Source organism: Microbacterium sp. UCD-TDU, assembly GCF_000340625.1.
GTDB classification, from domain to species: Bacteria; Actinomycetota; Actinomycetes; order Actinomycetales; family Microbacteriaceae; genus Microbacterium; species Microbacterium maritypicum.
Genome location: NZ_KB454447.1, coordinates 70273 through 83229 on the forward strand (window position 1 = coordinate 70273; position 12957 = coordinate 83229).

At 68.6% G+C, this 12957-nt stretch carries 13 protein-coding genes; 10 read left to right on the plus strand and 3 right to left on the minus strand.

Going from position 1 to position 12957, the window contains the following annotated elements; translation table 11 throughout:
• Positions 1-109: 109 nt before the first annotated feature.
• From D514_RS30685 to D514_RS30710, 6 genes are all read left to right on the plus strand, one after another.
• Complete coding sequence (locus D514_RS30685; protein WP_017830197.1) at positions 110-580, plus strand: A24 family peptidase; 471 nt, start codon at positions 110-112, stop codon at positions 578-580.
• Between the two features lie 49 nt (positions 581-629).
• Positions 630-842 carry a hypothetical protein gene (locus D514_RS30690; RefSeq protein ID WP_017830198.1) on the plus strand — a complete coding sequence of 71 codons (213 nt, stop codon included), beginning with the start codon at positions 630-632 and terminating at the stop codon, positions 840-842.
• Positions 835-1449, plus strand: a complete 615-nt coding sequence (locus D514_RS30695) for a CYTH domain-containing protein (RefSeq protein ID WP_017830199.1) — start codon at positions 835-837, stop codon at positions 1447-1449. Before D514_RS30690 ends, D514_RS30695 begins: the two co-directional genes overlap by 8 nt.
• 62 nt (positions 1450-1511) lie before the next feature.
• Positions 1512-2672 (plus strand): type III polyketide synthase, encoded by a 1161-nt coding sequence (locus D514_RS30700; RefSeq protein WP_031205990.1) that lies wholly within the window; start codon positions 1512-1514, stop codon positions 2670-2672.
• Positions 2669-3394 (plus strand): methyltransferase domain-containing protein, encoded by a 726-nt coding sequence (locus D514_RS30705; protein ID WP_017830201.1) that lies wholly within the window; start codon positions 2669-2671, stop codon positions 3392-3394. Before D514_RS30700 ends, D514_RS30705 begins: the two co-directional genes overlap by 4 nt.
• Positions 3381-4502, plus strand: a complete 1122-nt coding sequence (locus D514_RS30710; RefSeq protein ID WP_017830202.1) for an NAD(P)/FAD-dependent oxidoreductase — start codon at positions 3381-3383, stop codon at positions 4500-4502. The genes D514_RS30705 and D514_RS30710 overlap by 14 nt, the downstream gene beginning before the upstream one ends.
• 66 nt (positions 4503-4568) lie before the next feature.
• Here D514_RS30710 and lpdA read toward each other — a convergent pair whose 3' ends face one another.
• On the minus strand, positions 4569-5966 hold the full coding sequence (lpdA, locus tag D514_RS30715; protein ID WP_017830203.1) for a dihydrolipoyl dehydrogenase: 1398 nt from the start codon (positions 5964-5966) through the stop codon (positions 4569-4571).
• A 9-nt stretch (positions 5967-5975) separates the two neighbouring features.
• Positions 5976-6623, minus strand: a complete 648-nt coding sequence (locus tag D514_RS30720; protein ID WP_017830204.1) for a copper resistance CopC family protein — start codon at positions 6621-6623, stop codon at positions 5976-5978.
• 100 nt (positions 6624-6723) lie between these two features.
• Here D514_RS30720 and D514_RS30725 point away from each other — a divergent pair, with 100 nt between their 5' ends.
• The 3 genes from D514_RS30725 to D514_RS30735 all read left to right on the plus strand — a co-directional run bounded on the left by D514_RS30725 (position 6724) and on the right by D514_RS30735 (position 8541).
• Positions 6724-7209, plus strand: coding sequence for an FHA domain-containing protein (locus D514_RS30725; RefSeq protein WP_017830205.1), 486 nt, complete (start codon positions 6724-6726; stop codon positions 7207-7209).
• Positions 7209-7895 (plus strand): MerR family transcriptional regulator, encoded by a 687-nt coding sequence (locus D514_RS30730; RefSeq protein WP_017830206.1) that lies wholly within the window; start codon positions 7209-7211, stop codon positions 7893-7895. Before D514_RS30725 ends, D514_RS30730 begins: the two co-directional genes overlap by 1 nt.
• A 100-nt stretch (positions 7896-7995) precedes the next feature.
• On the plus strand, positions 7996-8541 hold the full coding sequence (locus D514_RS30735; RefSeq protein ID WP_017830207.1) for a MerR family transcriptional regulator: 546 nt from the start codon (positions 7996-7998) through the stop codon (positions 8539-8541).
• 70 nt (positions 8542-8611) lie between these two features.
• On the opposite strand, the gene D514_RS30740 is transcribed toward D514_RS30735, so the two are convergent.
• Entirely contained in the window at positions 8612-9424 is an 813-nt protein-coding gene (locus D514_RS30740) for a ParA family protein (protein ID WP_028501500.1), read from the minus strand.
• Between the two features lie 93 nt (positions 9425-9517).
• On the opposite strand from D514_RS30740, the gene D514_RS30745 reads away from it, so the two are divergent.
• Positions 9518-12925 carry a pyruvate carboxylase gene (locus D514_RS30745; RefSeq protein ID WP_017830209.1) on the plus strand — a complete coding sequence of 1136 codons (3408 nt, stop codon included), beginning with the start codon at positions 9518-9520 and terminating at the stop codon, positions 12923-12925.
• Positions 12926-12957: the final 32 nt, after the last annotated feature.

Genomic DNA, 12957 nt, shown 5'->3' on the forward strand with positions numbered 1-12957 from the left:
TTCTAATATAACAACCCGTGTGAATGACGATAGTTCGTACATCGGACATCGGCCAGGGGTTCTCCACAGGGAGTCGGAGCGAGGTCCGCCGATCTCCTAACCTGCGGGGATGGACATCCGGCTCGCCTTCATCGCCCTCGTGCACGCTGCACTGATCGGGGTCGGCGTGTGGCTCATCGTGATCGACGCCCGCACGCATCGCCTCCCGAACCGGATCGTGCTGCCGACGCTCGGCTGCCTGCTCGCGCTCGTCGTCGTCGACGCCCTGGCCACGGGGCAGGGGGCGCCGCTCGTGCGTGCCCTCTTGGGGATGGTGATCCTCGGAGGCTTCTATGCGGTGCTGCGGGCGCTCAGCCGGGCGGGGATGGGAGGCGGAGACGTGAAGCTCGCCGCCGTCATCGGGCTGGTGCTGGCCTGGCACGGCTGGCAGGCGCTCGCGATCGGGGCGGCCGCGGCCTTCGTGCTGGGAGCGCTCTACGCGCTCGTGCTCATCCTGCTGCGGAGAGCGAACGGCACCACCCGCATCGCCTTCGGTCCCTGGATGATCGCCGGCGCCCTTCTCGGTGTCGTCCTCGGTTGATTCCGCCTGCCTCGCACCGATACCGCGACGACGGCGCTACCCTGAGCACATGGCACTCGCACGACTTCACGGCGGCCCGCTCGACGGGCAGATCATCCCCCTCGGCGACGCGGACGACAAGCTGATCGTCCCCTACAGCGAGACGCAGGTGGTGTACAACCGCCGCGGCGAGCCGCAGAACACCGGCCCCGCCGATGGCCCCACGGAGATCGACTACTGGTTCGAAGAGTCTCTCGAGGACCTCACGCTCGACGATGACTGAGCCCTCCCGCACGGTCGAGGTCGAGCGCAAGTACGACGTCGATCCGGAGACCCCGTTGCCGCGATGGGAGGCGCTCCCGGGCGTCGACGCGGTCAGCCCCGGTGTGCTGCGCACGCTGGACGCCCAGTACTTCGACACCGCTGACGGCACGCTCTCGCGCGCCGGTGTGGCAGTGCGTCGTCGCACCGGCGGGCCCGACGAGGGCTGGCATGTGAAAGGTCCCCGACAGGGAGACGGTCGACTCGAGCTCGGCTGGCCTCTGGGGGAGGGCGACGCGCTCCCCTCTGCGGTCGCCGCGACCGTGTCGGAGTGGACGAGCGCACCGCTCATCCCGCTCGCCCGCATCGAGAACGACCGCACCGCCTATCTGCTCACCGGCCAGGACGGCGTCGTCGCCGAGTTCGTCGACGACCGGGTGCGAGCGAGCGACCTGCGCCAGAACGTGAAACGCGAATGGCGTGAGTGGGAGATGGAGCTGGGGCCCGCAGCGCCGGCTGATGAGGCGGGACGCACCGCGTTCTTCGCGGCAGTGGAGCAGGCGGTGCTGGCTGTTGGAGGCCGCATATCGGCATCCGACTCCAAGCTCGCCAGGGCGCTCGGCTTCTAGGGCAGACCGCGGTCGCGCGCAACCCCTTCCCCCCGGGCGGTGCGCAGTGCTTGAGTGGCACCATGAGCCGACCGCCTGTGCTTCGATCGCTGCAGACGATCGTCCCCGATACCGTTCTCGTCCAGGATCAGGTGCGTGACGTCTTCGCGCAGCAGCCCGGCCTCGGGCGGCTGGCGCAGCGCATCGTCACGACGTCGTTCAACGTCTCGGGCATCGATACCCGGCACACCGTGATCGACGAGCTGTCGCTGGATTCCGAAGCGACGGACCCCGTGTTCTTCGACCGCGGATCGGGGATGCTGCTCGCCCCCGGCACCAAGGCGCGCAACGACTTCTACGCCCGAGAGGCCACGAAGCTCTTCGTCGAGGCCGCCCGACGGGCGATCGACTCCGACCCCGACCTCGAGCCGGCCGATGTGACCCACGTCATCACGGTCTCCTGCACCGGGTTCCATGCCCCGGGGCCGGAGTACGAGATCGTGCGTGCGCTCGGGCTGTCCGATGCGGTGCAGCGTTTCCACCTCGGCTTCATGGGCTGCTACGCCTCGATGCCCGCGCTCCGGGCGGCGAGTCAGTTCTGCGCCGCGGATGAGAACGCCGTGGTCCTGGTCGTGAGCGTCGAGCTGTGCACTCTGCACCTGCGTTCCTCGGAGAATCCCGACACGATCGTCGCGTCGTCCCTGTTCGCCGACGGTGCGGCCGCCGGGATCGTCACCGCGCGCGATCTCCCGTCCGCGTCGACCGGGTTGCGCCTTGACCGCTTCCACACGGCCATCGCGCCGGAGGGGGAGAAGGACATGGCCTGGACGATCGGCGACACCGGTTTCGAGATGATCCTCTCCACGGCCGTCCCGCAGATCATCGGCGAGACGATCATCGGTGCGCTCCGGCCGTTGTACAGCGCCGAGGAGGGGCTCGGCGAGGCCTTCGAGGCCGGCAGCGTGGGGGATGCGGTCCAGCACTGGGCCATCCATCCCGGCGGGCGGAGCATCCTCGACAAGGTGCAGGAGCGACTACGCCTCAGCGATGCGCAGCTGCACCCGGCCAGGGACGTGCTGCGGGAGAACGGCAACATGTCCAGTGCGACCGTGCTGTTCGTCCTCAAGCGCATCCTGGAGGTGGAGGGGGCGAGCACCGGCGACCGGGTCTCGGCGATGGCGTTCGGTCCCGGTCTGACGGCGGAGAGCGCGCTGATGACCGTCGTCGCCTCGCCCGGGTCATGAGGCCCGACCTCACGACGCGGGACGCCGAGGCCCGCGAGCTGATGGACGATCCGCACGCCGACGCACGGATGCTGGCGCGGACCTACGGACGGTTCGGGTTCGTGAACGCCCTGGTCTCCCGACCGGGGGCCCTGTACCGACGCGACATCCGACCGCGTGCGCGACGCTCTCGGCCGTTGCGGATCCTCGACGTCGGGGCGGGCGGGGGAGACCTCTGCCGGCTCCTCGCCTGGCGGTTGCGTCAGGACGGTCTCGACGCCGAGATCACCGCTCTCGATGCGGATGAGCGGGCAATCCGCTGGGCGTCGGCGCACGACGGCGGCGCGGGCATCCGGTATCGCCGTGCCCTGACGAGCGAACTCGTGGCCGCGGGCGAGACCTACGACGTGGTGCTGTCCAACCACGTGCTGCACCATCTCGATGACGCCGAACTCACGACCGTGCTCAGCGATTCCGTGCAGCTCATCACTCCGGGAGGGCTGGTGTCGCATCACGACATCGCACGCAGCCGCACCGCCTACGCGCTGTTCGCCGCGGCCACCTGGACCATCTCGACCACGCTGCTGGCGGACTCGTTCATCCGCGAGGACGGCCTCATCAGCGTCCGCCGCTCGTACACAGCCGCCGAGCTCGCCGCGATCGCCCCTGCCGGGTGGACCGTCCGCGGGGGTGTGCCCTCTCGTCTGGAACTGCGGTGGCAGGGCGATCATGCCCGACCATGACGTGCTGATCGTCGGCGCGGGGCCGGTCGGGCTGTTGCTGGCCTGTCTGCTGGTGCAGGACGGGGTGCGGGTCGCGGTCTGCGAACGCCGGACGCACCCCGACGATCGGACCAGGGCCATCGGCATCCACCGCCCGGGGCTCGAAGCGCTGGATGCCGCAGGCATCGGCACCGCGGTGCGCGCGGAGGCGCTGCGGCTCGAGGGCGGTGAGGTGCGCAGCCGTCGACGGAGTCTGGCGACGCTGACCTTCGCCCCTGACCGCCCGGTCCTGATCCTTCCGCAGCCACGAACGGACGCCCTGCTGCGCGCGCGGCTGCACTCGCTCTCCGCGGACGCATTGATCTGCGGATGCACCGTGCGCAGCATCCGCCAGAGCGCAGATGCCGTGCGGATCACGGCCGACTCCGCCGAGGGGCCGCACGAGCTCTCGGCCACCGTCGTCGTCGTCGCGGACGGCGTGCGCAGTCGATTCCGCGACGAGGTCGGTGCCGGGTGGCGCCCCCGCGCGGGACGCGCCTCCTATGCCATGGCGGACGCGGTCGATGCGACACCAGACGCACGTGCCGTGCTGCACTGCGAACCGGAGGGTCTCGTCGAGTCGTTCCCCCTGCCGGGCGGGCGCCGGCGATGGGTGGTGCGGGATACGGGGAACGGTGTCCTCGGCAGCATCGACGACTTCCGGGCGACGATCCGGATGCGCACGGGAATCGACCTCGAACTCGCGCCCGACCTGAAGCCCGCGTCGTTCGTCGCCGCGCAGCACACGGCGACGAGGCTGCATCGGGGGAGGATCGCGCTCCTCGGCGACGCCGCGCACGAGGTCAGCCCGATCGGCGGGCAGGGGATGAACCTCGGCTGGATGGATGCCGTTCGTCTCGCCGCAGAGCTCTCACGGGTGTTGCCGAGCCGGACCCCCGACTTCTCAGCGTTCGCGCGAGAGGCGCACCGATCGGCGACGCGGGCGCAGCGCCGCTCGTCGTTCTACATGTCGATGGGCGCTCCGGCATCCACCGCGGTCGTGCGCGGCAGGGAGCTGCTGATGCGGGCGCTCGGATCCGCGCCGCTGCGCGGGTGGACGGCAGGGCTGCTCACGATGCGCGGTCTGTGACGCACGCACCACGACGCACGAAGGCCCGGTCCGCGTATCGCGGACCGGGCCTTCGTGCGGAAGAGATCAGAAGTTGATCATGTGGCCGGCCAGGCCGTGGAAGCCCTCCTGCAGCGCCTCCGACAGCGTCGGGTGCGTGTGCACGTTGCGGGCCAGTTCCAGTGCCGTCAGATCCCACTTCTGAGCCAGAGTCAGCTCGGGCAGGAGCTCCGACACGTCCGGGCCGATCATGTGGGCGCCGATGAGCTCGAGGTGCTCGGCGTCGGCGATCAGCTTGACGAAGCCGACCGGCTCGCCGAGGCCGTGTGCCTTGCCGTTCGCCATGAACGGGAAGGTGGCGACCTTGATCTCGCGCCCCTCGTCCTTGGCCTGCTGCTCGGTGAGACCGAACGACGCGACCTGCGGAGAGCAGAACGTCGCACGCGGCATCATGCGGTAGTCGCCCAGCGTCTGGGTCTCCGCGCCGCCGATCGTCTCGGCAGCGACGACGCCCTGAGCCTCGGCCACGTGGGCGAGCTGCAGCTTGGCGGTCACGTCGCCGATGGCGTAGATGCCCTCGACATTGGTGCGCATGTGGTCGTCGATGTCGATGGCGCCGCGCTCGGTCAGCTTCACTCCGGTGTTCTCGAGGCCGAAGCCCTCGATGTTCGGGGCGAATCCGACCGACATGAGCACCTTGCCGGCCTCGATCGAGCTCTGCTGCCCGTCCTTGCCGGTGTAGGTGACGGTGACGGAGGAGCCGTTGTCGACGACCGACTCGACCTTGGTCGAGGTGAGGATGTCGACGCCGTAGTTCTTGTACTGCTTCGTGATCTCCTTCGACACATCGGCGTCCTCGTTGGGCAGCGCGCGGTCGAGGAACTCGATGATCGTGACCTTGACGCCGTAGTTCGTCAGAACATAGGCGAACTCCATGCCGATGGCGCCGGCGCCGACGATGACGATCGACTCGGGCAGCTCACGGGTCATGATCTGCTCTTCGTACGTCACGACGTTCTCGCTGAGCGTGACACCCGGCAGCAGGCGGACCTTGGAGCCGGTGGCGATGATGACGTTGTCGAAGGTGACCTCTTCGACCTGGCCGTCGGCCTTGGCGACCGAGATCGCCTTGGGGCCGGTGAAGGTGCCGCGACCGTTGTACTCGGTCACCTTGTTCTTCTTCATCAGGAAGTGGATGCCCTTGACACGGCCCTCTGCGACCTCGCGGCTGCGGTCGAAGGCCTTGCCGAAGTCGATCGTGAACTCGCCGGAGATCCCGAAGAACTCCGCCTTGTGGTTCAGGGTGTGTGCGAGCTCCGCGTTCTTCAGGAGCGCCTTGGAGGGGATGCAGCCGACGTTGAGGCAGACACCGCCCCAGTACTTCTCCTCGATGATGGCGGTGGAGAGACCGAGCTGCGCGCTGCGAACCGCAGCGACGTATCCGCCAGGACCTGCACCAAGGATGACGACGTCGTAGTGTGGCATGCCTTAAGCCTATCGCTCGGAGGACGGGTCGGAATCGGTCGCAGTCGTGCCGCGACGGCGGCTCATGACGATCCAGACGACCACGCCGGCGACGACCAGGACGGCGATGATCGAGACGATCCAGATCGCCGCGGAGGCGCCGGCGGAGTCGTCTGCGTCCGTGCTCGGCGCGCTGGTGACCTCGGGAGCGGCAGTCTGCTCCGCGGTGGGCGCGGCCGTCGACGGTGCAGCGGTGGGCTCATCCGTGGTCGCCGCGTCGCCGACGTTGACCGTGAAGAAGTACTCGCCCGACGTGGGGTGCCCATCGCTGGAGACGACCTTCCAGATCACGTGGTAGGCGCCGGCCGGTCCCGATCCCTTCAGCGGCTGGGTGACGATCGCGCCGTCGACCGTCGCCGCGCCGTCGGTGACCTGATTGCCGTCGGGGTCGGTCACGACCACCTCGGTGGAGCCTTCGCCGCCGATCAGCTTGGCGCTGAAGGTGAGCGTCAGCGTGGCGGGCACGACGTCGACCGACTCATCAGCCGCCGGCGACGACGAAACGAGCGCGTCGTGCGCCGAGGCCGAAACCGGGGAGAGGAGAACGAGAAAGGCAGCGAGCAGTGTCGCGGCGAGGGCGATCGGGGCAGCCGAGCGGCTCAGAGCTTTGGTCTTCACGAGTACAGCCTATGAATCCTCGGTATGGGACCGCTGAGTGTGAAAGCGGCCTCCCGCGAGCGGCTCGGCATCCGTTAGTCTGGACAATCAGGAGGGCACAGTGACTGACAGCGACAGCCGACCGGCCGGAGAAGCCGCGATCCACCGTTCCGGTGAGCAGAGACACGACGTTACGCAGACGTTCGGACATGATTCCGATCTGTCGTTCGTGCCGTTCGGAGTGGAGCTCACCGACGTCGAGCAGACGGCGATCGCCGCTCTGCCTGCGGGATCGGCGCTTCTGCTGGTCCGCTCCGGCGCTCTCGCCGGAGCGCGATACCTTCTCGACACCGACGTGACGACCGTCGGACGTCACCCCGAGGCCGACATCTTCTTCGACGACGTGACGGTCTCGCGTCGTCACGCGGAGATCACTCGCACCGGTTCGACGTTCGAGATCATCGACCAGCGTTCGCTCAACGGCACGTATGTCAACGGCGAGCGCGTCGACCGCAGCGCGCTGGTGGACGGTTCCGAACTCCGTGTCGGCAAGTTCCGCCTGAACTTCTTCGCCTCTCCGCACGACCGCCTGGCGGCGAACGCCTGATGGCGGCCTCTCCCGCCCGCGAACGCTCTGCGTCCGCGGGCCTGCTGAGTATCGGCCAGGTGCTCGCACGGCTCACCCCGGAGTTTCCCGACCTGACCTCCAGCAAGCTGCGCTTCCTCGAGGTGCAGGGGATCGTCACCCCGTCTCGCACGGAGTCCGGCTACCGCAAGTTCTCGGCCTCCGACATCGAGCGGCTGCGTCTCGGGCTCACGCTGCAGCGCGACCACTACCTGCCGCTGAGCGTGATCCGCGAACAGCTCGATGAAGCCGACGCCGGCGGGGATGCGACCGCGCTCGTGCCGCCGCCGTCGATCGCTCCGACGCCGCGCCGCTATCGCCGCGACGAGCTCCTGGCTGCTGCCGGAGCAGGGCCCCAGCTTCTCAACGACGCGATCAGCACCGGCGTCATCACCGCTCAGGAGAGCTACCCCGAGACGACGGTCACGCTGCTGCGCGGTCTCGTCGGACTGGATCGTCACGGCATCGAGCCGCGGCACCTCCGCTCGCTGCGCCAGGGGGCCGAACGCGAGGTCGCCCTCATCGAATCCGCCATGTCCGCGCTGCTGCGCCGGACCGACGCCGCCTCCCGTGCGAAGGCCAGCGAGCTCGCCCCCGAGCTCGCCTCGCGCATCGATGAAGTGCGCTCGCTCTTCGTCAAGGACGCGCTCTCGCGAGTGCTTTCGTAACGAACTGATTGCGACACACCTTCGCCGTCCCACGGATGTGATTGCCGGTGCCCAGGCACTGCTCTACCGTGGAAGATAACCGTTCCAGGGAGGATTTCAGATGAATGCGGATGAGCTCACAGGCGACCCGCGGTTCGTACCCGAACTCCTCTTCACCGACGGTCTTCCCGCCATGGATGATGAGGTCGGATACCGCGGCGCTGTCGCTGCTCGTGCCGCCGGCATCACCTACCGACAGCTGGACTACTGGGCACGCACCGAGCTGGTCGAGCCCACTGTCCGCGGAGCGAGCGGTTCCGGCTCGCAGCGGCTCTACGGCTTCCGGGACATCCTCGTCCTCAAGCTCGTGAAGAGCCTTCTCGACACCGGCATCTCGCTGCAGCAGATCCGCACGGCCGTGGACGAACTCCGTCGCGCCGGCATCCGCGACCTCGCAGGCACCACGCTCATGAGCGATGGAGCCTCGGTCTACCTGTGCACCTCGAACGACGAGGTCATCGACCTCGTCAGCCGTGGTCAGGGAGTGTTCGGCATCGCCGTCGGCAAGGTGCTCCGCGAGGTCGAGTCGACGCTCGTCGCCTTCGATGCGACCGCTCCCGACCCCGTCGACGAACTGTCGGCGCGTCGCACCAAGCGTTCCGCCTGACTTCGCGCGTCATACAGAAAACGGCCGTCCTCGAAGAGGATGGCCGTTTCGCTGCGTGCGCCCGGGAGGGTCAGCTCTGCTGACCGCTCTCGGGGACGGCGATGCGTCCGGTGCGGATGATCCGGTCGAGCAGCTGGTCGAAGTCGGCCGCGAGCTCCTGCGCGGAGTCTCCCGGCCAGATGTGCAGCGGCTTGGCAGCACCCTGCGCCTGCTGCAGCGACGTGCGCTCCGGCAACTGCGGGGAGAGCACGAGAGGCCCGAACATGTCGCGCAGCTCCTTGATGCGGAACTGGTGCTCGATGGACTGGGGGCGCACGCGGTTCACGACGATGCCGAGAGGCTGCAGACGAGGCGAGAGGCCGCGGCGGATCTCCTCGATCGCGCGAAGGGCACGGTCGGCCGCGGCGACGGAGAACAGTCCGGGCTCGGTGACGACCATGACGCGGTCACTCGCCGCCCATGCGGTGCGGGTCAACGCGTTCAGAGACGGTGCGCAGTCGACGAGCACGAGGTCGTAGTCGGCTTCGACGGATGCGAGCGCCTCTTCGAGCTTCCACACGTCGCGCACGCTCGGGTGCGGACCGTCGAAGTTGATCGCCGAGGGGCTGCCGATGAGGACATCGATCGTTCCGGGGTGCACCTTCGCCCAGCCGCTGGAGGTGATCGCCTGACGGACGACCTTCTCCTTCGGGTTCGCCAGGACGTCGGCGATGTTGAGTCGTCCGGCCACCTGGATGTCCATCCCGGTGGAGACGTCGGACTGCGGGTCGAGGTCGACGACGAGAGTCCGGACTCCTCGGGCGAAAGCCGCTGAGGCCAGCCCGAGTGTCACGGTCGTCTTGCCGACGCCTCCCTTGAGAGAGCTGACGCTGAGTACGTGCACGGACACCACGTTACCTTCCCCTAGGCTGGGGGAACACTCAGCCCCGCCCCATGCGCATCGAAAACGCTGCGCATCGAGCTCCCAGAGGTGTGCATGTTCCAGAAGATCCTTGTGGCGAATCGCGGCGAGATCGCGATCCGTGCCTTCCGTGCGGCAGTCGAGGTGGGGGCGCGCACCGTCGCGGTGTTCCCGCATGAAGACCGCGGCTCCGTGCACCGGCTCAAGGCCGATGAGGCCTACGAGATCGGTGAGCGCGGGCATCCTGTGCGCGCATACCTGAACGTCGACGAGATCATCCGCGTCGCGCTCGAGTCCGGTGCGGATGCGATCTACCCCGGTTACGGGTTCCTCTCCGAGAACCCGGAGCTCGCGGAGAAGGCCGCGGCGAACGGCATCGTGTTCATCGGACCTCCTGCCCACGTTCTCGAGATGGCCGGCAACAAGGTCGAGGCGAAGCGTCACGCGACCGAGGCCGGTGTCCCCGTCCTCCGCTCCACCGAGGCATCGGACGACGTCGAGGCTCTGGTGGCGCAGGCCGAGGACATCGGATTCCCGCTGTTCGCCAAAGCCGTGGCCGGCGGCGGAGGGCGCGGGATGCGTCGGGTCGAGACCGCAGGCGACCTCGCTCCCGCTCTCGCCGAGGCGATGCGGGAAGCTGCGAGCGCCTTCGGCGACGCACGGATGTTCCTCGAGCAGGCGGTCGTTCGGCCTCGGCACATCGAAGTGCAGATCCTCGCCGACAAGACCGGCGAGACCGTGCACCTCTTCGAGCGTGACTGCTCGGTGCAGCGACGCCACCAGAAGGTGGTGGAGATCGCTCCGGCGCCGAACCTCGACGACAGCGTGCGGACGGCCCTGCACGGGTACGCCGTCGCCTTCGCCCGCTCCATCGGCTACGAGAACGCCGGAACGGTCGAGTTCCTGCTCGAGACGGCGGGGGAGCGCACCGGTGAGGTCGTCTTCATCGAGATGAATCCGCGCATCCAGGTCGAGCACACGGTCACGGAAGAGGTGACCGATGTCGACCTGGTGCAGAGCCAGATGCGGATCGCCTCCGGCCAGAGCCTCGCCGACCTCGGCCTGCAGCAGGAGAACCTGCATCTGCGCGGCGCGGCACTGCAGTGCCGCATCACCACGGAGGACCCGACGCAGGGATTCCGCCCCGATACCGGCAAGATCACCACGTACCGTTCTCCCGGCGGTGCCGGCATCCGCCTCGACGGCGGCACGGTCCACCAGGGGGCCCAGATCAGCCCCCACTTCGACTCCATGCTGGCCAAGCTCACCTGCCGTGGGCGCGACTTCCCGGCCGCCGTCGCTCGCGCACGTCGTGCTCTCGCGGAGTTCCGCATCCGCGGCGTCTCGACGAACATCCCGTTCCTCCAGGCGCTTCTGGAAGATGAGGCCTTCATCGCGGGCGACGTCAGCACGTCGTTCATCGACGAACGCCCCGAGCTGCTGCGCGGCCGCGTCTCGAAGGACCGCGGGACGAAGCTCCTCAACTGGCTGGTCGACGTCACGGTGAACAAGCCGCACGGCGTCCACCCCGGGGTCGTCGACGCGGTCACCAAGCTGCCTGCCGTCGATCTGACTTCCGAGCCGGCACCGGGTTCGCGCCAGCGCCTGCTCGAGCTGGGACCTGAGGGCTTCGCCCGCAGCCTGCGTGCGCAGACGGCCCTGGCGGTCACCGACACCACGTTCCGCGACGCCCACCAGTCGCTCCTCGCGACACGCGTGCGCACCAAGGACCTGGTCGCCGCGGCGCCGTACCTGGCGAGGCTCACTCCCGGTCTGCTCTCGGTCGAGGCATGGGGCGGTGCCACCTACGACGTCGCGCTGCGCTTCCTCGGGGAGGACCCCTGGGAGCGCCTCGACAAACTCCGTGCGGCGCTGCCCAACGTGGCGATCCAGATGCTGCTGCGCGGTCGCAACACGGTCGGCTACACGCCGTACCCCACAGCCGTGACCGAGGCGTTCGTCGCGGAGGCCGCTGCCAGTGGCGTCGACATCTTCCGCATCTTCGACGCACTCAACGACGTGGAGCAGATGCGCCCGGCGATCGAAGCGGTCCGCAACACGGGGACCGCCGTCGCCGAAGTGGCGCTCTGCTACACCGGCGACCTGCTGGATCCGGCGGAAGACCTCTACACCCTCGACTACTACCTGGGCCTCGCAGACCAGATCGTCGCCGCGGGCGCGCACATCATCGCCATCAAGGACATGGCGGGTCTGCTGCGTCCGGCCGCCGCCGCGAAGCTGGTCGCGGCCTTGCGTGAGCGATTCGATCTTCCTGTCCATCTGCACACGCATGACACCCCCGGCGGTCAGCTCGCGACGCTCCTCGCGGCCAGCGCCGCCGGCGTCGATGCCGTTGACGCCGCGTCTGCGCCGCTCTCGGGGACCACGAGCCAGCCGTCGCTGTCGTCTCTCGTCGCCGCGCTCGCGCACACCGAGCGCGACAGCGGGATCTCGCTCGACGCCGTCTCCGATCTCGAGCCCTACTGGGAGGCGGTCCGTCGCCAGTACGCACCGTTCGAGTCGGGTCTTCCCGGTCCCACCGGGCGCGTCTACCACCACGAGATCCCCGGCGGTCAGCTGTCGAACCTGCGACAGCAGGCGAAGGCGCTCGGCCTCGCCGACGACTTCGAACTCATCGAGGACATGTACGCCGCGGCCGACCGCATCCTCGGTCGCGTGCCCAAGGTGACGCCGTCGTCGAAGGTCGTCGGCGATCTCGCCCTCCACCTCGCGGCCGTGAAGGCCGACCCTGCCGACTTCGAGGCCAACCCCGAGAAGTACGACGTTCCGGACTCCGTCGTCGGCTTCATGGCGGGCGAGCTCGGCGACCTGCCCGGGGGATGGCCGGAGCCCTTCCGCACCAAGGTCCTCGCCGGGCGCTCCGTGCGCACCGGCCTCACCGCGATCACGGCAGACGACGAAGCAGCACTCGCCGGAACCAGCGCCGAGCGGCGGACGCGCCTCAACACGCTGCTCTTCCCCGCGCCCACCGCGGAGTTCGCCGAGCGTCGGGAACTGTTCGGCGACCTCTCGGTGCTCGATACCAGTGACTACCTCTACGGTCTCGTCGCGGGGCAGGAACACCAGATCGAGATCGATCGCGGTGTGCGCCTGTATGTCGGACTCGAGGCCATCGGCGATGCCGACGACAAGGGCATGCGCACCGTCATGACGACTCTGAACGGGCAGTTGCGTCCGGTGTTCGTCCGCGACCGTTCGATCAAGGTCGACGCTCTCGAGGTCGAGAAGGCCGATACCTCCGTTCCTGGTCAGGTGGCCGCCCCGTTCTCCGGCGTCGTCACTCTGAAGGCCGAGGTCGGGGCCACTGTCCGGGCCGGCGAACCCGTCGCATCCATCGAGGCGATGAAGATGGAGGCGGCCATCACCGCCCCCGTCGACGGCGTCGTCGAGCGGCACGCGATCGCCGAGACCCAGCAGGTGGATGCAGGAGATCTTTTGGTCGTGATCCGCCCGGCGCACTAATCTTGTGCGGGCGAGGGCCGCGCATTCGTGCC